Annotated in this window: 23 protein-coding genes and 1 riboswitch; of the genes, 13 read left to right on the top strand and 10 right to left on the bottom strand. The window is 68.4% G+C overall.

Annotated features, from left to right (window positions below; translation table 11 throughout):
* Positions 1-1,103: 1,103 nt before the first annotated feature.
* The 5 genes from ppk2 to CRM73_RS04625 all read left to right on the top strand — a co-directional run bounded on the left by ppk2 (position 1,104) and on the right by CRM73_RS04625 (position 5,252).
* Positions 1,104-2,015: a polyphosphate kinase 2 gene (ppk2, locus tag CRM73_RS04645; RefSeq protein ID WP_075873020.1), complete on the top strand. Its 912-nt coding sequence runs from the start codon at positions 1,104-1,106 to the stop codon at positions 2,013-2,015.
* Positions 2,016-2,215: 200 nt separating this feature from the next.
* The gene (locus tag CRM73_RS04640; RefSeq protein ID WP_095649947.1) at positions 2,216-3,379 is read left to right on the top strand and encodes a glucose-1-phosphate adenylyltransferase family protein; all 1,164 of its coding nucleotides are present in this window, start codon (positions 2,216-2,218) and stop codon (positions 3,377-3,379) included.
* Positions 3,380-3,544: 165 nt separating this feature from the next.
* Entirely contained in the window at positions 3,545-4,069 is a 525-nt protein-coding gene (locus tag CRM73_RS04635; RefSeq protein WP_141246759.1) for a hypothetical protein, read from the top strand.
* Positions 4,070-4,537: 468 nt separating this feature from the next.
* The gene (locus CRM73_RS04630; protein ID WP_229586970.1) at positions 4,538-4,999 is read left to right on the top strand and encodes a hypothetical protein; all 462 of its coding nucleotides are present in this window, start codon (positions 4,538-4,540) and stop codon (positions 4,997-4,999) included.
* Between the two features lie 40 nt (positions 5,000-5,039).
* Entirely contained in the window at positions 5,040-5,252 is a 213-nt protein-coding gene (locus CRM73_RS04625; protein WP_075873016.1) for a hypothetical protein, read from the top strand.
* Between the two features lie 83 nt (positions 5,253-5,335).
* Here the strand turns inward: CRM73_RS04625 and CRM73_RS04620 are convergent, their stop codons facing one another.
* Entirely contained in the window at positions 5,336-5,518 is a 183-nt protein-coding gene (locus CRM73_RS04620; protein WP_075873015.1) for a hypothetical protein, read from the bottom strand.
* A gap of 234 nt (positions 5,519-5,752) precedes the next feature.
* Between CRM73_RS04620 and CRM73_RS04615 the strand changes: the two genes are divergently transcribed.
* Entirely contained in the window at positions 5,753-6,367 is a 615-nt protein-coding gene (locus CRM73_RS04615) for a hypothetical protein (RefSeq protein ID WP_229586969.1), read from the top strand.
* A gap of 322 nt (positions 6,368-6,689) precedes the next feature.
* Here the strand turns inward: CRM73_RS04615 and CRM73_RS04610 are convergent, their stop codons facing one another.
* The 5 genes from CRM73_RS04610 to CRM73_RS04590 all read right to left on the bottom strand — a co-directional run bounded on the left by CRM73_RS04610 (position 6,690) and on the right by CRM73_RS04590 (position 9,609).
* The gene (locus CRM73_RS04610; RefSeq protein WP_095649944.1) at positions 6,690-7,004 is read right to left on the bottom strand and encodes a multidrug efflux SMR transporter; all 315 of its coding nucleotides are present in this window, start codon (positions 7,002-7,004) and stop codon (positions 6,690-6,692) included.
* Between the two features lie 10 nt (positions 7,005-7,014).
* Positions 7,015-7,082: riboswitch (guanidine-III (ykkC-III) riboswitch) on the bottom strand.
* A 117-nt stretch (positions 7,083-7,199) separates the two neighbouring features.
* A complete protein-coding gene (locus CRM73_RS04605) occupies positions 7,200-7,838 on the bottom strand; it encodes an NAD(P)H-binding protein (RefSeq protein ID WP_229586968.1) in 639 nt (212 codons plus the stop codon).
* Between the two features lie 166 nt (positions 7,839-8,004).
* Positions 8,005-8,271, bottom strand: coding sequence for a hypothetical protein (locus CRM73_RS04600; RefSeq protein WP_095649942.1), 267 nt, complete (start codon positions 8,269-8,271; stop codon positions 8,005-8,007).
* Between the two features lie 266 nt (positions 8,272-8,537).
* Positions 8,538-9,335 (bottom strand): GAF and ANTAR domain-containing protein, encoded by a 798-nt coding sequence (locus CRM73_RS04595; protein WP_229586967.1) that lies wholly within the window; start codon positions 9,333-9,335, stop codon positions 8,538-8,540.
* Positions 9,336-9,459: 124 nt separating this feature from the next.
* Positions 9,460-9,609, bottom strand: a complete 150-nt coding sequence (locus tag CRM73_RS04590; RefSeq protein ID WP_154676745.1) for a hypothetical protein — start codon at positions 9,607-9,609, stop codon at positions 9,460-9,462.
* 767 nt (positions 9,610-10,376) lie between these two features.
* Here CRM73_RS04590 and CRM73_RS04585 point away from each other — a divergent pair.
* From CRM73_RS04585 to CRM73_RS04560, 6 genes are all read left to right on the top strand, one after another.
* Positions 10,377-11,420 carry a TerC family protein gene (locus CRM73_RS04585; protein WP_229586966.1) on the top strand — a complete coding sequence of 348 codons (1,044 nt, stop codon included), beginning with the start codon at positions 10,377-10,379 and terminating at the stop codon, positions 11,418-11,420.
* Between the two features lie 30 nt (positions 11,421-11,450).
* Positions 11,451-11,723 (top strand): antitoxin, encoded by a 273-nt coding sequence (locus CRM73_RS04580; protein ID WP_229586964.1) that lies wholly within the window; start codon positions 11,451-11,453, stop codon positions 11,721-11,723.
* A 110-nt stretch (positions 11,724-11,833) separates the two neighbouring features.
* Positions 11,834-12,289: a hypothetical protein gene (locus tag CRM73_RS04575; RefSeq protein ID WP_229586962.1), complete on the top strand. Its 456-nt coding sequence runs from the start codon at positions 11,834-11,836 to the stop codon at positions 12,287-12,289.
* A 245-nt stretch (positions 12,290-12,534) separates the two neighbouring features.
* A complete protein-coding gene (locus CRM73_RS04570) occupies positions 12,535-13,017 on the top strand; it encodes a hypothetical protein (RefSeq protein WP_229586961.1) in 483 nt (160 codons plus the stop codon).
* Positions 13,018-13,096: 79 nt separating this feature from the next.
* Positions 13,097-13,240, top strand: a complete 144-nt coding sequence (locus CRM73_RS04565; protein ID WP_229586960.1) for a hypothetical protein — start codon at positions 13,097-13,099, stop codon at positions 13,238-13,240.
* A gap of 136 nt (positions 13,241-13,376) precedes the next feature.
* A complete protein-coding gene (locus CRM73_RS04560; RefSeq protein WP_229586959.1) occupies positions 13,377-13,763 on the top strand; it encodes a winged helix-turn-helix domain-containing protein in 387 nt (128 codons plus the stop codon).
* A 187-nt stretch (positions 13,764-13,950) separates the two neighbouring features.
* On the opposite strand, the gene CRM73_RS04555 is transcribed toward CRM73_RS04560, so the two are convergent.
* Complete coding sequence (locus CRM73_RS04555) at positions 13,951-14,583, bottom strand: NAD(P)H-binding protein (protein WP_229586958.1); 633 nt, start codon at positions 14,581-14,583, stop codon at positions 13,951-13,953.
* Entirely contained in the window at positions 14,580-15,464 is an 885-nt protein-coding gene (locus CRM73_RS04550; protein WP_229586957.1) for an NmrA family NAD(P)-binding protein, read from the bottom strand. The genes CRM73_RS04555 and CRM73_RS04550 overlap by 4 nt, the downstream gene beginning before the upstream one ends.
* 17 nt (positions 15,465-15,481) lie before the next feature.
* On the opposite strand from CRM73_RS04550, the gene CRM73_RS04545 reads away from it, so the two are divergent.
* The gene (locus CRM73_RS04545; protein WP_229586956.1) at positions 15,482-15,946 is read left to right on the top strand and encodes a MarR family winged helix-turn-helix transcriptional regulator; all 465 of its coding nucleotides are present in this window, start codon (positions 15,482-15,484) and stop codon (positions 15,944-15,946) included.
* Positions 15,947-16,774: 828 nt separating this feature from the next.
* Here CRM73_RS04545 and CRM73_RS04540 read toward each other — a convergent pair.
* On the bottom strand, positions 16,775-17,092 hold the full coding sequence (locus CRM73_RS04540; RefSeq protein ID WP_229586955.1) for a hypothetical protein: 318 nt from the start codon (positions 17,090-17,092) through the stop codon (positions 16,775-16,777).
* A gap of 176 nt (positions 17,093-17,268) precedes the next feature.
* Positions 17,269-18,123: a PRC and DUF2382 domain-containing protein gene (locus CRM73_RS04535; protein ID WP_229586954.1), complete on the bottom strand. Its 855-nt coding sequence runs from the start codon at positions 18,121-18,123 to the stop codon at positions 17,269-17,271.
* Between the last annotated feature and the right edge of the window lie 837 nt (positions 18,124-18,960).

Here is an 18,960-nt window from a genome sequence, read left to right as displayed (position 1 = left end):
CGCCCCAGGGAGCCGGAGTTGCTCCCACGAGCAGCTCCGCAAATGGTGGAGACATAGTAAGCAACATCACACTCGGGTGGCTATTCGAGGCTTTATCTCATGTGGTATCTACTCTGGCGCTCCTCGGAGCGGCGCGAGCCCCCGCGGCAACGGTGCGGCGAACTCTGACAAATCCACCGGAGTCAGGGGTGGGCGTTGACTGCCACCGACAGCTCTCCGGGCAGCTCATCGAGGTACCTGGAGGTGGTGGTCACCGAAGCGTGACCCAGCAGCTGGGCAACGACCTTCATGTCCCAGCCTTGGGACTGCCGCACCGATAGGTCAGGTCAGGGTGTCACCTATTCGTGCGGCAGTCCCGGACCTCGTGGTGCACCCGGCCGTGGCAGTCTCCGGCGTGGAGCAGTTGAGTGCTGCGACCTTCACGGTCTCCTCGCCACTTCCGGTCGAGGTGATGACGGCGTTGGAGAGTGCACGGATCCCCGCCTCCGGGCCATGATTGCCGACAGTCGCCCCGGGTGCACGTCAGGGGTGGTCACCGGGTGCGGCCAGAGGTGTGGCCGACAGATAAGGGGGTCTTCCATGTCGATGGGCGCCTCGTCCGGTTTCATCCTGCTGTGGGTGCGGGTGGGTCTGTGGATGGTCCTGACGCTGCTGAGCGGATGCACCGACACCGAAGTCCTCGGCCCCGGAGTCCGGGACTCCGGCCGGGCCGATTCCAGCCAGGGCCCGCCCGTGCCTGCTCATGAGCGGGGCAGAGAGTCCACCGGCGGGGACCGATGACAGGCCCCCGGGCGGGGGACGGCATGGTCCCGGCTCACCAGGGCAATCCCCAGGCATGCTCCCCGCTGCCACATTAATCAGGGTGCTTACTAGTAGGCTGTTGCGAGGCGGCCCCGGCGAGTGAGGCCACGCAGACGCCATGGTCTAGGGGAATCGTCGTGGTGTGCCCGCGCCGGTGTTGCCGCTGGCCGGGGCGGGGGTGAGAAGCGGGCGGGGCCCTGGTGCTGTGCCCTCTCCTGAGGGCAGGTGAGGTGGTCTTGTGCTGATCCCGGCGTCGTTGTGCAGTGTTGAGTGGGCCGTGTGGCCCGGGAGGAGATCGATCCATGACTGAGACGACGGAGCCGGGGCGGGAGAACCTGCGGGAGTTCATCGACAAGCTCATTGGTCAGGGCTACACCGTGCCGCACGGCAACGAGGAGGACCCGGAGCTCATCGACCCAGGGGGCTCGGCGGTGGAGACCTGGCGGGAGGACTACCCGCACGAGGAGCTGATGAGCCGCCAGGAGTACGAGCTGGAGAAGTACCAGCTGCAGATCGAGCTGCTGAAGTTCCAGTACTGGGCCCAGGACCACGATCTCAAGCACGTCATCGTGTTCGAGGGCCGGGACGCCGCCGGCAAGGGCGGGACGATCAAACGCTTCACCGAGCACCTGAACCCCCGGGCGGCCCGGGTGGTGGCCCTGACGAAGCCCTCGGACCGGGAGGCCGGGCAGTGGTACTTCCAGCGCTACATCGGCCACCTGCCCACGGCGGGGGAGATCGTGATGTTCGACCGCTCCTGGTACAACCGGGCCAATGTGGAACGCGTGATGGGTTTCTGCACCGAGGCGGAGTATGAGCAGTTCATGGCCCAGGCCCCGGTGTTCGAGAAGATGCTCGTGGACTCCGGCATCCACCTGACCAAGTTCTGGTTCTCCGTGACCCAGCACGAGCAGCGCACCCGGTTCGCGATCCGCCAGATCGACCCCGTGCGCCGGTGGAAGCTCTCGCCCATGGATCTGGCGTCCCTGGACCGGTGGGAGGACTACACGCAAGCCAAGGAGGAGATGTTCCTGCGCACCGACACCGACCACGCCCCCTGGATCACGGTGAAGTCCAACGACAAGAAGCGCGCGAGGCTCAACGCGATGCGGGTATTCTTGACCCAGTTCGACTACGAGGACAAGGACGTCTCGGTGGTCTATCCCCCGGATGCGTCGCTGATCCGGCGCGGTCGGGATGCCGTGGGCGACTGAGCCGACCGGCGGCCGCCGGTGTCGAGCGAGGTGGTCCTAGCGCAGATCGGGCACCGATCCCAGCAGGGAGCTAAGCTGGCTTAGTAGTGGTGGTGGGTTGCCCGGCATGCGCGGTGGCGCACTGCCGCGGCCCAGGTGAGGTGGGGCGGTGCGGCCGATGATGGTGCCCCCGCCTGTGGAATGGGGGGGGGGATGTTCTGATGCGGATACCGCGGATACTGGCCCTGGTGCTGGCCGGTGGGAAGGGCTCCCGGTTGGGTGCTCTGACCGAGAAGAGAGTCAAGCCGGCCCTGCCGGTGGCGGGCACCTATCGGCTCATCGACCTGGCCCTGTCGAATCTGGCGCACTCTCACATCTCCGATGTGTGGGTGGTGCAGCAGTACCTGCCGCACAGTCTCAATGTGCACCTGGCCAATGGGCGGCCCTGGGATCTGGATCGCTCCCACGGCGGGCTGCAGGTGCTGCCCCCCTACGAGGGTGCGGCCGGGGAGGGCTTCGCCGAGGGCAACGCGGACTCGATCTACCGGCAGAAGGAGCTGATCCGCGAGTTCGCCCCGGATCTGGTGCTGGTGCTCAGTGCTGATCACCTCTACACGATCAATTTCCTCGATGTCGTGGACACTCACCTGGAGAAGGGCGCGGACCTGACCATGGTCACCACCGAGGTCGCCGAGGACCCCTCCCGCTACGGTGTGGTGCAGGTCGACGACGACGGGTGGGTGACCGGTTTCGACTACAAGCCCGAGGAGCCGCAGGGCCGGCTGGTGGCCGGGGAGATGTTCCTCTACGACGCCCAGAAACTGCTGGAAGCCCTCGAGGAGCTGCACGCCCAGCACGGGCAGCTGGAGGACTACGGCCACGACCTTGTGCCCTGGTTCGTCGCCCACCGTGCCGTGGCCGAACACCGCCTACACGGGTATTGGATGGACCTTGGCACTCTGCAGTCCTACTGGACCGCGCACATGCAGCTGCTCGACGGTGACGGGGTGATCCTGGATGATCCGGGGTGGCCGATCCTCTCGGCCCAGCCGCAGCGGGTGCCTGCCCGGATCGCCGGCAGCGCGCAGCTGCACACCTCGATGGTCGCCGCCGGCGCGGTCGTGGGCGGGGTGGTGGAGCACTCGGTGCTCGGCCCCGGTGTCGTCGTCGAAGAGGGCGCGACGGTGCGTAACTGCGTGCTGTTGGACGGGGTGCGGGTGGGCCCCGGGGTGAGTCTGCTCAACGTCGTGGCCGATGTGGGTGCGGAGATCTCCGGCGGCAGCCGCCGCGGCTCACCGGCGGGGGTGACGCTGATCGGCGAGGACGGGACGGTGGCCACCACCGAGGACTTCGACCGCTCCGCCGTGCTGCCCGACGGGGTCTGAGACCCCGCCGTGCCCCACCGTTCCCTCTGCTCACGGCAACGCCCGCGGGCCTATGTGCCCGCCCCGGTGCCACCGAGGGAGGCTTCGGAGCGGGCCCTGGAATGGGCCTGTGTTCCTCGTGGTCCTGTCGGCTGGTCCTCGGTCGGGTTGCTGGTGCCGGATCTGGTGACACTGGATCGGGCGCGTCATCTGCGCCAGGCCCAGAGCAAGGGGGCGATCATTGGATCCGCCCAGGAGCCCGGTGACCTGGCGCAGTGGGCGGGGCCGCTGGTCGTGTATTGGCCCACCCTGGCCACCCTGGCCGTGGCCGAGACCCTGGCCGCGACCCGCACCGTCGTGGTGGCGTTGAACAACGACACCTTGCGCCCCTGGGTGGATGCCTTCGACCCCGAGTGTCTGGCCGGGGCTCCGGTGGCCCCCACCCCGGTGGTGCTGCCGGTGCCGCTGGTGCGCCGGGCGATGGTCTACTACACCCACCGCTTCCAGCGGGAGCCGGCCGTACCGGAGCCGGTGTGGCGCATGCTGCTGCACCGCCTGGAGCACCTCTACCACCACGGTGAGCACTTCACCGCCGAGTCCCTGCTCGCCCTGGTCTGGCAGCTGCACTGGCCCCCCGACACCGCCTGGGAGCTCCACCAGTGGGCCACCCGGTCCCTGCCCCAGGCCGATCTGCCCCACCCCGCACCCTGAGCTCAGAACACCGACCTGGCCCACCGCCCCGTCCGGGACCACCGCTCCAGGGGCCGCCGACAGGCGGGGCCCCGGCCGCCGCAGGCCCCGCGGCGCGGCCCGGGCGGTAAACTGAGACGACTGCGGGCCCGGCCGCCACCCCCCCCTCGGACTCCCGCCACGGACGAGCACCGGACTGGTGCACCGGCCACCGACAGCACCCCAGGTGAAGCCGGCAAGCCCGAGCGCACCCCCCTGGTGCGGTGGGTGGGACGGGGCCGCAGCACCATGAACCAGCGTTTGTCCCCCCAGACCTGGACAGCAGCCGACGGCACAACCGTGCACCCTCCCCAGGGGCGCATCCCAGCAGGGGGCCTGTGCGGGCAGAGTGCACGGTGACCCGCCCAGAATACCGGCACCAGCCCGTTAGCCAGTATGCTTACTAATGCGTTCGGGTGTATCGGGCGCGGTACTGGGTAGAGGAGCGCGATGTCGGTGGGACCCTGGGAATCTTTTGCCAATCCGCGGGCCTACACGGCCGCCCCGATGGCCCCCGGTGTCGCGGTGTTCCACGCGGCGGCCTGGATCTTCAGCCACAGCGAGGAGCTGAGCTGGTCGTCGCTGGGGATCGTGGTCCCGGACCGGTCCCTGGTGCCCGAGCTCGAGCAGCTGCGCCGGCTCAAGAGCCGTGGGGTGCGGATGGGCACCATCGCCCAGGCCGAGGACGCCCACCACTTCGACCGGGTGCTGATCGCCTACCGCCCCGATGCGGCCACCCTGGCGAGGGCGGAGGCCATGGCCCAGGTGCGGGTGGTCGTGGCCATCGGCGAGAACTCCGAGCACTTGCGCGAGTGGGTGAACACGCACCGACCGGTGCATCTGGGCGGGGCGGACCTGCTGGCAGCTCCGCTGCTCCCGGCGCCGGGCCCGACCGTGGCCATGGTCGGATGAGTCGCCGCATCAAGGTGGAGGACAGCAAGGAGGAGTGGTCATGACGATGCTGCTCGGAGTGGCCGGGATGCTGCTGGGCGCCGTGCTGCTGGCAGTGGTGGTGCGCCACGACGCCCGTACCGGGGACAGCCCGACCGGGGCGGCAGCCACACTGGCGGTACTGGTGGCCGCGGTGGCGGTGATCGTGCTGTTCAGCACCGGGATCGCCCTGGTGGGGATCACCGGACTGCTGTCCGTGGCGGCAGATTCCTAGAACTGGTCCCGTGAAACAACGGTCCTCTCCAGGTTGTCACCGGTGGCGTGAGGACCGCTGACGTCCTGCACAGGTCATCGCGTTCACCGCAGGGAGATGCTCACGAGGGTGCCCGGCACCAGAGGGGCAAAGCCGAGGGCTGCAGTCAGGGCGAGCACGGCGCAGGAAAATTTCTGCGGTCCCACTGGGTACATGACGATGATGGCCCAATATTCCATGCTGTCCTGGTGGGGATGACCGCAGTCGAATGCCAGCGGGAAGAACATGCCTTGACCAAAGGTATTGAAATACGCGCATGATCAGTAAGGACCAGAAGGATGCCGCTGAGGGCGGCTGGCCCCTTCTCGGCAGAATGTGTATCAGCACAAAACGACTACTCCGAAGGATGAACCATGCACAAAAGGACCACCTTGACCTCCCTAGTCCTCGCTGCAGGCCTCGCTCTCGCGGGGTGCTCCAGTAATCCGACGGCAACCCCCGAAACGCCCAGTGAAACCGCTATGAGCTCCCAGACCCCTTCTGAGTCCCCTTCACCTGAGCGGGTCAACTTGGACGAACCGTTCTACGTGAAGACTCCCGAGGGTTCGGAGATTGTCGTTGACTTCTCGGCTGAGCCCCCTGCCGACATTGAGGAATACCGGATTGCCACAGGCACCGGAGTTGGCACCTACGCAACTGTGGATATCGACAACCGTCAGGGCACCGAATATTCAAGCGTCTACCAAGTGACTCTGTACGATGAAGAAGGCAACTCTTACCCGTTCCAAGATGTTGAGCTGTACCACTTCTCAGAGTGGGGGCCAACCTTCACCGAAGACTATGACTACGTGATGCCTGATGGAACCGTGCTTGATGAAGCTACCGCCAACAAGTTCGAACAGATGGAAGCCGCTCTTTACGAGAAGTACTTTGATGATGGCGCTGACCCGTTAGAACGTTCCCAGTCTTGGATCGCTACTCCTGGCGAACTGCCTGAAGACATCGTCGGTGTCTCCATCGAAGCCAACGGCTCAGGTTCAGGTACTCCGATGGTGCCGCTCTCCGAAAAGAATTCCTACGTCGTTCCCGACGACGGTACAGGCCCTCAGGTGGTCGGTCCTCCGCCCAGCACCTGAGCACTACGAAGACAAGACCCCCGCCCAGGCCCTCGGCTGGGCGGGGATTTTGTCGTAGAAGGGCTCCTGCGAGGAAGCCGGCGGGCAAAGCCCAGCCACGGAGTTCCATGCCGGTCCTCGAAGTGCTGGCGGGAGCGGGAGGCCGATGTGCGGGGTCCCCATCGGCGGGCACACCGGTGACGCTGGGCAGCGGGGTCGAGCGGTGTTTCTCTCGGCTCACGCAAGCCCGCGGTGTGGCTGCCCGGGAAGCCGGGCTGCTGTCGGCTCGGGCTGCTCGACGCGGTCATCAGCTCGTGATGACGTGGAGCGCCTCGATGCGTTCTCAGTGGGAGAGTTTGAGTCCGAGGACCCCGCCGATGATCATCAGCAGGAACACGATTTTGAGCATCGCGACCGGTTCTTCGCCGGTGGCCATCGCGTAGACGACGGTGAGCACGGCACCGATGCCCACCCACACCGCGTAGGCGGTGCCCACGGGCAGGTCCCGCATGGCGTAGGCCAGCCCGGCCATGCTCGCGACCAGCGCCGAGGCGAAGACCAGGGTCGGTCCGAGCCGGCTGAAGCCTTCGGACTTGCCCAGCGCGGTGGCCCACACCGCTTCGAGGATCCCGGAGAGCACCAGAACGAACCATGACATGACAGCCTCCTGCGGGCCGTCTTGTCGCACACCGGGTACAGCACCCCTCGTCCGGGAACCCGGTGTTTCGGGCTCATGTCCAAAATCTCACACCGGGTGATGGGGAGCAATGTCAGACGTATCACCACCCCCGAGCATCGGTTCATGATCGGGGGTGCCGGTGAGCATGGCGCCCTGAGTTTCGCAGGACACCTCTCAGTTGCTGATCAGGGGACTGGTCCACAGCAGGCTGGTTTCCAGGACCTGGGCGGCGAGGAACCGGGCGGCATCCTGCTGGGTGAGAGAGGCCCGCCGGTGAGGGCCCGGGCGCAGGTGCACGTGGCGCACACCGCGGGCGGGCCCAGCACTCAGGACCGGGGTGCGAACGATGGTCCAGCTCAGCCCGGATCCGGTGATCATCTGGAACCGGTCGCGGGTATGGGCGATACCGGCCGGGCGCAGCGTCTGGCGCAGCTGCTGGCGGACGTGGGCGGTCTTGGTGCTGTCACCGGGGACGGGATAGAGGTGGTGCGGGGCCAGACCGACGTAGCGGTGCACCCGGTGGGCCGTCATGGCTGCCACCAGATGCCGGGTGGCAGTCCGGGCGCGGGCGGCCGCGGCCTGTTTGCGGGACACGCTGAGCACGTCCACGACGGCCTCGGTGGTGGCCACGGTGGAGGCCAGCCACGTGGTGTCGGTGATGTCCCCGTAGGCGAGATCCACCGGGTACGGCTGGTGAGCGTCCTGAACCGGCTCACCGTCGAGGACGGCGGTGGGGTGGTGTCCGCGGAACACGAGGTCTTCGACGACCTCTTGTCCCAGGGGTGTTCCAGCACCGAGCACAACGACGCGCACAATGTCCTTTCAGAAGCCCCGGCACCACTCCCGGGGCAGGAGCCGAGATGGGTGAGGACGGGGGTGGGTGGGTGGGCCCTCCTGGGACGGGGGTTTTACGGCCCACCGGCCCCCGTATCGCCGGGTCCTCGGTACTACCGCCGGCCCCGGGTGGGCCGGTGGTGGTTCAGCCCAGCACGCGGGAGGTGAACTCGATCTGCAGCTCGTGCAGCCGGTCGCAGGTGATCGGGTGCCCGCCCTCGGGGTCGGTGAGGTACTCCAGCTCCAGTTGCCGGCAGATCCGGCTGTGCAGGATCTGCAGCTGCTCCAGGGGCAGCCCCAGCAGCTCCTCCGGGAAGGCGTCGTCGGGACCCAACCGCATCAGCCGCTCCAGGGCCGGTGAGGCGGTCACGGTGGCGCCGGGGGCGGGGGCGGCCTCCGCTGCGCCGCTCACCGGGTCACCGCCGACTGCTGGGCGGAACCGGCCCGGGAACCAGGTCCCGGAACACGGTGCAGGGGGTGTCGGGGGCAAGGCGCAGGGGAACTCGATGCAGACGGGGCGGGGAAGCTCGAAGGCATGGAAACGATCTTTCACTGGGCACGATCAAGGGATCGGTCAGCTACTCGACCAGGGGAGAGCTTATCCACCGTCGGCCCCGGTACGCAACGCCCTGTGCGGCCATCAGCCGCCCCCGGGGGTCAGCGGGGCGACCGGGGGTCTCAGGCGGTGCCGCGGGCCGCCCAGGGTGCTTCAGAGGTGTTGAAGTGGGTGGTGGGGGCCTGTCCGGTGGTGGAGGTGACGAGTTCGACGGCGAGGTCACGCACCTTGAGATTACGCCGGGCCGCGGCGGCGGCCAGCAGATCGAAAGCCTCCTGCTGGGTGCAGTGCTGCTGGCCGATGAGGATGCCCACGGCCACGTCGATGGCGGTCCGGGAGGACATCGCCGCGGCCAGGTCCGTTTCGGTGTCCTGGTGCTTCGCCAGGCGCAGGGCCAGGCGAAGAGCGGTGGAGGCGGCCACGACCTCCTGGGTGATCGCCGCGATCGCGTCCTCGTCGAAGGCGTCACGGGTGCCGGCGTAGACGTTCAGCGCGGCCTTGTCGGGGCCAGGCAGATCGAAGGGGGCCGCCACCGCGGCATGGACCCCCTGGGCGGCGGCGGCCTGCCCGTACTCCGGCCACGGCCCCTGGGCCAGGTCCGGGGCGTGGACGATCAGCTGCTGGCGGGCGGCGGTCAGGCACGGCCCGTCGCCGTAGTCGTACTGGATCTCGTCCAGCACCAAGGCCCGGGCGTTGGAGCTGGCGACCGTGCCCACCCGCCCGTCGCGCAACAGCGTCACCGCGCACCACACCGAGGTGTGCTCACCGGTGAGGTGCGCGGCCATCACCTGGGTGAACTCCTCCAGGAACTCCCGCAGATCCTGGCTCTCGGCCAGGACCTCGTGCAGGCGCAACCGGGTGGAGACCGACGGGAACGACGGGATCGGACGATGGGCCACTGAGGAGGAGTCGTCGGTCACGGGATACACCTTTCGGCAGGGGCCGGCGCGGGCGCCGGGAATGCAGGACGGAGGAAGATCAGGGTAGAGCAGGCGGAGCCTGCCCCACTCGAAGACCGCGAGTGGGAGTAGGCCCTCGGGGGGGTCAGCCCCGGTGCGGCGGCGGTGCTGGGTGGGCCCGGATGTCGGTCTCGGTCAGATCGAGCATGATCCGCATGCCGGTCCCCAGCTCCTGGATCCACACCACCCCGATCTGCGGGGCGATCTCCTCGAGCACCCCGCGGTGCCGGAGCATGCCACCCATCCACGCCTCGATCACTTCCCCTGCCCGGACCTGGGCCGGCCAGAGCGCAGCATCGTCCTTCGCGCCCGATTGCGGTGCTGGTGCTCGCCGGCCGGCCGGCTGGCTGAGCGCCACCGGGTGAACACGATCGGGGAGCGGCGCGGATGCAGGGGGGACCGGGGTGGGCATATCGGCGGGATCCTTTGGCCAGAGCAGACAGAGCAGGACAACATCGCCCACCGGGATGATCAGCAGCTTGACGGCGGGACCACACCGTGGAGCCGTTGCCCAGGCCACCTGTGCTGCTTGCTAAGCAGTAGTCGGGCCGGTGTGGAGAGGAACGCCCCCGCACCGTCATGGGAGGCAGTACGGAGGCGACAGTCATGCCGGTGAGCGGCGGCATGATCCCCCCGGGGGGACCCAGCCACCGCATGTAGCCCGCCCACCCCGTACACCCATCGCGAGGATGGGCGGTCGTCCGATTCTACCAATAGCAAGCATGCTTGTCACCGTGACGGGAGTGCGGCTCTCCTGCCGTCGGGCCGTGTTGCCCCGGCAGGCGAAAGGCGAATGCCGTAGCACCTTAGGGGCGGTCGATGGCGCGGCACCACCGGCCAACCCCTTGAATCAATGGGTGAAGCATGCTTCACTTGTCGGTACAGGGAGGGGAGTATCCCACCAGCGTTCCGTCGTCACTACGACCCCGTGCGGGTCCGGCGGACGGGCCCGCAGCCGGGGCCGGGAGAGACCTCCGATCGGATCGATCGGAAGGTTTCGTCATGGATGTCCCGTTCTGGATCTGGGCCGCGGTATTGGGCTTCATCGTGGTGATGCTGGCGGTGGACCTGTTCGCCCACCGCCGCGCCCACGTGATCGGAGTGCGCGAGGCGGCGGTGTGGTCGGGGGTGTGGGTGGCCTTCGGCGTGGCCTTCGGCGTCATCGTCTGGCAGGTGTGGGGGCCGGAGTTCGGTCAGCAGTACTTCGCCGGCTACCTGATCGAGAAGTCCCTGGCGGTGGACAACGTCTTCGTCTGGGCGATCATCTTCAGCTACTTCGCCGTCCCCCGGGAGTTCCAGCACCGGGTGCTGTTCCTGGGGGTGCTCGGCGCCCTGGTGTTCCGCGGGATCTTCATCGCCGCCGGGGCCGTGCTGATCCAGAACTTCTCCTGGATCCTCTACGTCTTCGCCGCGTTCCTGCTCTACACCGGCTACCGGATGATCCGCCAGCGCAACGAGCACCTGAACCCCGAGCAGTCGATGGTGCTGCGCGGCTTCCGCCGCTTCGTACCGATGACCGAGGCCTACCACGGGCAGAAGCTGCTGGTCCGGAAGAACGGGGTGCTGCTGGCCACCCCGCTGCTGGCGGTGCTGGTGCTGATCGAGGCCACCGACGTCGTCTTCGCCGTCGACTCCATCCCGGCGATCTTCGCCGTCACCGACGAGGTGTTCCTGGTCTTCACCGCCAACGCCTTCGCGATCCTGGGACTGCGGGCCATGTACTTCCTGCTGGCCGATCTGATCCACCGCTTCGTGTACCTGAAGATCGGCCTGGCTCTGGTGCTGATCTGGGTCGGGATCAAGATGCTGCTGAAGATCGACGTGTTCTACATCCCGACCGGCATCTCCCTGGCCGTGGTCGCCACGATCATCGCCGTGTCCGTCGTCGCCAGCCTGCGCGCCACCCGCGGACAGGGCCGCCAGGCGCTGCCGGTCCCGGCCGAGCCCCCGTTCCGGGTTGCCACCGCGGCCGAGGACGCAGCCCTGGAACCGGTGTGGGGTCACCGCGGGTCCTCCACCCCCTCTGATCCGCCCGCCACCCGATAACCACATCTACACCTGAGGAGATGAGCAGCCATGGGACTCAAGGACATGATCGCCAAGGCCCGTACCAACGCCACCGGGGCGCTGACCCGGAACCGCCAGAAAATCGACCAGGGCGTGAACAAAATCGGTGAGGTCGCCAACACCAGGACCGGCGGACGCCATGAGGCCCGCATTCGCAAGGGCACCGAGCAAGCACGCGCCGGACTGGACAAAAGCGACCCCGACCGGCCTGGTCCTCATCGGTCCGACCCCCACGGACCGGATCCCGACGGGCCGATTCCGGCCGCTCCGAGCCCCCGGTGACACACCAGCGCCCCCGGGCCCAGGGCACCACCGACGACCACGACTCACGATTCCCCGACCGGGAAAGGGCACTGACAAGGACCGCTGCCCCCACCGCCTCCGGCCGACCCGTGGCCGCAGTGATCACCGACGGACCCGAGGCAGTGGCGGTGGCCCGCTGCGCGGTACGGATCGCCCTCGAGCAGAACCGGCCCATGCTGCTGCTGGTGCCGACACTGCGCTCGGCCTTTGGTGCAGATTCCGTTGTCGCGACCCGAGTCCAGCAGGCGGGTCTGCAGGCGGCTCGAGCCGTGGCGGCCCGCATCCGCCCCACCCTGGATGCCGCCGGAGTCAGTGCACCAGTGGTGGTGGTGTGGCACCGGGCCTGTCCTTTCCGCCGCGCCAGACAGGTCCGGGCCATTGCCCTCGCCCATACCGCTGGCCGGATCGGGGCGGGTGTGGTCGTCACCCCGGCGGAGCTGCCGGTGCCCACGGTGACGTACGGGGCCGCGGTGCTGCTCGTCACCACCGGCGCACCGATCGCTGTGCGCCGCCCGGCGCGTTCGCGCCGACTGGCCCAGCTGTGACGGACCCCGGCTCGGTCACAGCACCCCAGGTCATCAAGAACAGGGGGACCACCAGTATGGGTGCAGTGGCTTCCACCGGGCCGGGGCGATCACCCGGTCCGTCCCCAGCGCCGGTCGCACCGCTCCGGGAGGCACCGGAGGTCTGCGACCACAGTCGCTGGAAGTGGGGCCAGCCCCTCAGAGGGTCGACCAGCGCGAGCTCGGCCGCGATGTGGCGTGGCGTCGCCGGCCGCGCGGGGGCGGCAGTGGCCGTCCTGGTGTGTGCCACCGGGTGCTGGGCCACCAATCCGGCCGTCACCACCATGGACGATTCACCACCCAATGGAATGCAGGCGCAACTGGGGGAGGTCGAGCTGCACAGCGTCGTGATCGTGGCTGCTGCCGCCGATCAACAAGGCCGTGTGCTCGGCACCCTGGTGAACAACGGCCCGCTAGAGGTGACCCTGCGCATCGCCGCTGACGGTGCCACCACCAGGGTGCGGATCCCTGCCCAGGGTTTGGTGCAGCTCGAGAACATCACCCCGGTGCTGTTGGAACGGGCCGGAGCCGACCCCGGGCTAATGGCCCACACCGAGTTCACCACAGCAGATGAATCCCGGATCATCGCCGTGCCCGTCTTCGACGCGACGCTGGACCACTACGCCCCATTCCTCCCGCACGCGGGGCCTGCCACCGGCACCGCCCCTCCCCACCCCGGACAGATGAGCACGCGGGAGGACAAGCTGTGATCAAACCCCACCACGAACAGGTAGAACCCACTGCAAAGGCCCAGGACGAGCTCCCGTCACACCCAACGAAGGACGCATCGTGAATACCCCGGCACCCCACCCCCAGCACCGGCGACGGCGCCCCTGGGCGCTGCTGACCGTATCGGCCGGCTTCCTCTTGGCTGTCACGGTCGTCATCGCCATCGGCGTCGTCTCCCTGTACCTCACCCCGGTGCTGCAGTAGGGCTATCCCCTGTGCTGTTGCGGCCAGGATCGACGCGAGGCCTCCGCAGCCTCTTCCGCCCAGCACTGGGCCCGTGCTCAGGGAAGCCGGCCGCACAGTCCACCGCGGGTCCTCACGGGAAGGCAGAATCACGGCCATGAACCCCGGCACTTCCGAACCCGACCGCGTTCCGCCGCCCTCGAGCGAAGATCCCGAAGCACCCGGCCCAGAGGTCGTTGCCCGTCCGGCCTGGACGCTGCTGACCAACCACGGCCACGTGCTGCTGGCCGTGACCCAGTCCCAGGACGCCCGGGTCGCCGAGATCGCCGCCCAAGTGGGCATCACCACCCGGGCCACCCTGACCATCCTCAAAGACCTCGAAGACGCCGGCTACCTCACCCGGCACCGGGTGGGCCGGCGCAGCCATTACACCGTCAACACCCACCAGCACTTCCGCCACCCCGCCACCGCCAGCCACGAAGTGGGCGAGCTGCTGGCCATCTTCGTCCCCGACTCCGCCCCCGGGCCAGCCCAAATCCCCTGAACGACCCGCAGAGCACCACGAGCCCCTCCGCACCACGTCCGGACCCGGCGTGGCCTGCGTCTGCCTATCCTGTGCCCGGCCTGCGCCCACAGCGTTCTGACGGCAGCGTCACTGCGCCCATGGCCCGCAGCCCACGCCTACGCCCGTGCCCTCGGTCACCCGGTTGTCCGGTCGCCGCGGGCGGTCGTCACCGCCGGGGATCGGCCGTGGCCACGAATGGGGCTTGTCGACAATAGAGCCCTTGCTCGAGGACGTCGGTGAGGAAGACCGCCAGGTCACCCCGCCGCATGACCGTGGAGCGGGTGGACACGGACGCATCGTGATCAACCCTGCCGGTGGCGGGCCCATCGACCAGCCGGGGTGGACGCACCAGCGTCCAGTCAGCCTCCGTGTCCTGCCACACGGCCAGCTCCGCGGTCTTGTCGGCGACCAGGGACCGGGCGAACACACCCATGCCGGCGGAGATCACCCGGTCCCGGGCCCGTTTGCGGTCGCCGGCGGTGTTGACCCCGGCACCGCTGATGCCGATGTAGCGGCGCACACCGGCTGCGCGCATGGCCGGCACCAGCTGCGCTGCGGTCTGCCGGTGCAACTGGTGGTCTTTTCCTTTGGGGCCCAGGGCGGAGACCACCGCCTCGGCCCCGGCCAGTGCGGCGACCAGGGCCTGCCGATCGCGGCTGTCGCCGATCACCAGGTGGGTGCCCTCCGGGGCCCCGTAGGGGTCACGGACCACCACGGTGACTTCGTGGCCGCGGCGGAGCAGTTCGGCCACCAGCAGCCGCCCGGTCCTGCCGGTGGCGCCGAGCACGGTGACGATCATGGCATCCCGCCTTTCCCCGGTGGGGCCTCCTGGGGGAGCCGGGGCTCCCACACGGCGCGCTCCCGTGCCGCGAACTGGACCAGCGTGGTGGGCGCCCGCCCGGTGACGGTGCGGACGTCGTCGGTGAGGCCGGCGGCCACGCCCAGGCGGGCCGTGGCGTGGATGAGCGTGGTCACCGCCGTGATCGCCGGGTCGAAGCCCAAGACGGTGCGGGCATGCCGGGCGTAGCCGGGGATGCTGGGGCGCCGGTAGGTGATGGTGCGCCCCAGGGCCTGGCTGAGCACCGTGGCGACCTCCTCGTAGCCGAGGGCTTCTTCGCTGGTGGGTGTCCAGATCCGGCTGGTGTGGCGCAACGGGTCGAGCAGGGCGGCCGCGGCGACCGCGGCCACGTCATGGGCGTCCACGAACGCGATGCGCCCTTTGCCGGCGGGCACCACGATCTGATTTCGGTCGCGGATGTCGGCGGCCAAGACGGTGGTGAGGTTCTGGTCGAAGTAGGCCGGTCGCAGGAACGTCCAGGACATCCCGGATTGGGCCAGCCACCGCTCGAGCCGGGCGTGCGGCAGCACCGGCACCTGCCACGCACCCTGCACGGAGAGCAGCACCACCCGTCGCACCCCGTAGGACCGCGCTGCCTCCAGGGCCGGCACCATGGCGTGGCGCACATCGGTGATCTGCGGGGGACGCACCACGAACATCGAGCGCACCCCGGAGAATGCGGGTTTCCAGGTGGTCGGATCGGTGAAGTCGAAAGACATCCCGCCTGGATCCGAGTTGTTCCGGGAGGCCGGGCGGACCTCGACCCCCGCACCGCGCAGCGCCCGGACCAGCGGCGCCCCGACGTTGCCGGTGGCCCCGGTGATCAGCATCGGCGAACCCATATGTGTACAGTACACATGTGGATGCTGATCTGTCTGTACTCGATGACGCCCTGATCCGCCTACGCCGGCTGTGGAGCGCCTCGCGCACCCGTTTCGTCGACGACGGTGCCACCGCGGTGGAGATGTCCAGTCTGCTGGTGATCGAGGCCTGCGCCCGCGGCGCAGCACAAGAGTGCGAAGTGACCGTGGGCGATGTCGCCCATCTGGCCGATGTCACCGCCTCGACCGCCAGCCGGCTGGTGGACCGGGCCGAAGCGGCCGGGTTGCTACACCGACGCCGATCAGCACTCAGCGCCCGGCGCACCGCCTTGGAGCTGACCCCGGCCGGGGCCGCGCTACGGGAACGCGCCGTGGCCGCGCGCACCCGATGGCTCGCCGACCAGGTGCGCGACTGGGACCCAGTCGAGGTGGAATGCCTGGGGATGCTGCTGTCGCGCTTCGCCGACGGCCTGGTCAGCCCACCCGACCCCGGGGGGCACTGAGCGGCCCGCACGCCGTGGACTCGTGCACCCTCCCGGACCCGGCGTGCGGCGCCGGGATGTCCCGCCCAGCCTGTACCCCCGCCTCGGTCGGCCAGGAGCACCACGCTCAGGGCTTCATGGGGACCAGGGTGTTGCACCTGGTCAGCGCAGTGTTGTCCACAACATGAGACGCCAATTCGGAGCCGAGGGTTACTGGGCGGTTGGGTTGGTGGTGGTGCGGCCGGTCGAGCCGGGGGGCTCGGCACGGAGTCGGAGGGCGCCTCCGGGGGGAAGCGCCCGACGTCCAGTCCGACCACGGCCGCCCTGCGCTGCGGCGCAGCAGAGACGCCCCGCTGCAGGACAGAGCGGGGCGTCTTTGCCCTGACCGGGCAGTTCATGTGGATGAATGCGCCGTCGACGCCGTGGATTACCCTCTGGTATTTTTCCCGTTGGATCGGCGTGCACGCCGATCCGGCAACCCCGTGGCTGCTCCCTGGCGGCCGGGGTTGCCTTCTGCGTTCCGGCGCAGCGAAGCGCCCCGCCCTCTCCCGGGCAGGGGCGCTTCGTCACCCCGGGGAGGATGCGGGGTCAACCATCTTCCGGGGCAGACATGGGGCCACTGGGTCGCACCGTGGTCCGCCTTCGGTCGAACCTGGTTGTTTTCTATCCCGGGGACGGTGGTGGTCGATCGCCGATGTCCATCTGCTGAGGATGTTGCCGCCTCCGCCTCCCGCCCCACATCCTGGGCGCGGTGAGCATGATCGAGGACCAGCTCGCCGCGGAACAGGGGTTCGCCTTCTGCCGGCTCAGCCGAGAGCGTGTCGGGGCAGGTCCGTCTGGTGGCGGTGGTCAGCCGGTCTGGGTGACGGTGGCCTCGGTGAGGATGCGTTCTTCCTCACGGTCGATGTAGTGGGTGGCGGTCTCCTCGTCGGTGACCGCCAATAGGGCCTCGTGGTCGTCGATGGTGAAAACGTCTCGGCTTTCCACGGTGCCGGTGACTTCGTCCTTCTCCCCGACGGTGAGGTCTTCGGGGAATTGCTGGGCCATGACGATGGTGTCTTCCGCGCCGATGGCGATGACCTCGGGCACGAGCACCTCTTGTACCTCATTGGTCAAGGTCATGGTCTCGCCCACCAGTTCCTCGGCGGGAACCTCGGACTGGTCCAACTGGGTCAGCCGGGTCTCATCGGTGCAACCGGTGGTGGTCGCGCTGGGCCTGGTCTACTACGCGGCCGTGCCCGGCGCGCGGGCCCGGCGGGCAGCGGGGTGAACCGCGTCCGGCACGACGACGGGGCCCCCGTCACCACAGCGGTGACGGGGGCCCCGGAGTCGATCGGGTGCGATCAGTTGCGGTCGCGGCGATCGTCGTCGGTCAGGCCGGTGCCGCGCTCGGTGTCGGTCTCGACCTCGACCTGCTCCTTGCGGACCTCGGCGTCGACGCGCTCGGTGTCGCGGACGGTGTCCTTCTCGAGCTCGATCTTCTCGACGCCCACGGTCTCCTTGGCCACCACGGCACGCTCCTCATGGAGGGTGACCTCCACGGTGTCCTCGCCGATGGTGCCGCCGGTGACCTCGGTGCCGTCGAGGGGAATGCGCTCGACCCGGACCTCCTCGCGCTGGACGGGGACGTCAACGGTCTCGTGCTCGGTCACGACGTACTTGCGCAGACGGGCGCGGCCGGTCTCCTGACGCTCCTTGCCCACGCGCAGGCGCTCCTCATGACGGATGACCTCGTTGTCGTCGAGATCAGCGCGAGCGGCGGTGTCGTGACGGTCCGCGGTGTCGTCGGTGTACCGGTCATTGCGGGTGTACCCGGCGGTCCCAGCCGCCGGAACGGCGTTGTGATCGGTTTCCGTGGCGTGTCGGTCGTCACGGCCCCCGGTGCCGGAGTAGTTCATCTTGTAGTAACGGTAGATCTCCTCCTCCTCGGCCGGGGAGAGGTGCTGATCCGCGTCCACGTTCGGGGCATCCTTGACGACGTCCTTGGTGTAGGGAAGGACCAGGCGGTCGCCGTCCTGCCGGGCGCCGTCGGCGGGGACGAAGCTCTCCTTGGTGCCGAACAGACCGGTGTTGACGGTCACGAAGGTGACCTCTTCGGTGGTGTCGTCCAGGAAGACCTGCTCGACCTTGCCGATCTTGTCGCCGTCCGACCCGTAGGCGGTGGCGGAGAGAAGGGCATTGACGTCGTAGGTGGCCATGAAATCTCCTTTGGGTAATTCGCGTGGCACGAACTCACGGGCGGAAGCCCGGCGCAGACGGTATCCGCCGGTGGGCGGGGTGATGCATTCGGCTGCTGCCTCTCACCCTACTGATAATCAGCCTGCTGATCAATGGTCTCACCAAAAGTTGAAGCTCTGTGTGGCCCGGGATGACCCATGCGGTCTCTCGCCGCCGCGGCCGAGACAGGGTGGTGTCATTGAGGTCGTCTCACAGGATTGATACCCACGGGGAACGCCTCCGCACCGTCATGGCTGGCGGCGCGGAGGCGACAACCTCACCGCGGAGCAACGGCAGGCTCCCGGGGTGCCGGCACCGTCGTACCCGACCGTGCGATCACCCCGTACGCCGACCACTGCGGCCAGCGTAAGTATGAAGCTTACTGATAGAAAGCATGCTTGTTACTATGTTGGCGGTTCCGTGCCCGGGATTCCTTCAGGCGGGCTGCGTCCTGTATCCGGGATGCGATCACTGCCTCAGGGCCGCCCGAACAACTCCTGATCGGACCGGCGACGGCGCGGACGCAGGCGCGTTGTCGCCCTTTATGTGCGACCGGATGCCGGCCATTGCACGTGGGGACGGAGCTGCAGATGGGGTTGATCTCTGCCCGGGGAGTGCTTGTCACGTGGAGTCTCCGGGTCAGGATGGCCAGCATGCCTAAGTAAGTGTTGGGAAAGGGCTCATTCGGTGGTTGCTAGCGGACATGCCAATCTCCCTGTAGGCGGACACGTATCTCCCTGCTGACGGACAGCTGATCTCCCTGTCCTGGGCCATGGGATCGGGCTCGTGTCGGTCCCCATGCAGACGTCCCTCCGGGG

This window comes from Kocuria sp. CCUG 69068 (genome assembly GCF_020833785.1).
Classification (GTDB): Bacteria; Actinomycetota; Actinomycetes; order Actinomycetales; family Micrococcaceae; genus Kocuria; species Kocuria rosea.
This window is presented reverse-complemented; position numbering and strand designations above follow the sequence as displayed.

What these genes read in the sequence shown, in the direction of transcription:
- CRM73_RS04615 (WP_229586969.1), top strand. Translation starts at nt 5,753, where the DNA reads ATGAGCTCCCAGACCCCTTCTGAGTCCCCTTCACCTGAGCGGGTCAAC.
- CRM73_RS04585 (WP_229586966.1), top strand. Translation starts at nt 10,377, where the DNA reads ATGGATGTCCCGTTCTGGATCTGGGCCGCGGTATTGGGCTTCATCGTG.
- CRM73_RS04555 (WP_229586958.1), bottom strand. Translation starts at nt 14,583, where the DNA reads ATGATCGTCACCGTGCTCGGCGCCACCGGCAGGACCGGGCGGCTGCTG.
- CRM73_RS04535 (WP_229586954.1), bottom strand. Translation starts at nt 18,123, where the DNA reads ATGGCCACCTACGACGTCAATGCCCTTCTCTCCGCCACCGCCTACGGG.
- ppk2 (WP_075873020.1), top strand. Translation starts at nt 1,104, where the DNA reads ATGACTGAGACGACGGAGCCGGGGCGGGAGAACCTGCGGGAGTTCATC.
- CRM73_RS04625 (WP_075873016.1), top strand. Translation starts at nt 5,040, where the DNA reads ATGACGATGCTGCTCGGAGTGGCCGGGATGCTGCTGGGCGCCGTGCTG.
- CRM73_RS04640 (WP_095649947.1), top strand. Translation starts at nt 2,216, where the DNA reads ATGCGGATACCGCGGATACTGGCCCTGGTGCTGGCCGGTGGGAAGGGC.
- CRM73_RS04590 (WP_154676745.1), bottom strand. Translation starts at nt 9,609, where the DNA reads ATGCTCCGGCACCGCGGGGTGCTCGAGGAGATCGCCCCGCAGATCGGG.
- CRM73_RS04550 (WP_229586957.1), bottom strand. Translation starts at nt 15,464, where the DNA reads ATGGGTTCGCCGATGCTGATCACCGGGGCCACCGGCAACGTCGGGGCG.
- CRM73_RS04630 (WP_229586970.1), top strand. Translation starts at nt 4,538, where the DNA reads ATGTCGGTGGGACCCTGGGAATCTTTTGCCAATCCGCGGGCCTACACG.
- CRM73_RS04610 (WP_095649944.1), bottom strand. Translation starts at nt 7,004, where the DNA reads ATGTCATGGTTCGTTCTGGTGCTCTCCGGGATCCTCGAAGCGGTGTGG.
- CRM73_RS04620 (WP_075873015.1), bottom strand. Translation starts at nt 5,518, where the DNA reads ATGTTCTTCCCGCTGGCATTCGACTGCGGTCATCCCCACCAGGACAGC.
- CRM73_RS04580 (WP_229586964.1), top strand. Translation starts at nt 11,451, where the DNA reads ATGGGACTCAAGGACATGATCGCCAAGGCCCGTACCAACGCCACCGGG.
- CRM73_RS04560 (WP_229586959.1), top strand. Translation starts at nt 13,377, where the DNA reads ATGAACCCCGGCACTTCCGAACCCGACCGCGTTCCGCCGCCCTCGAGC.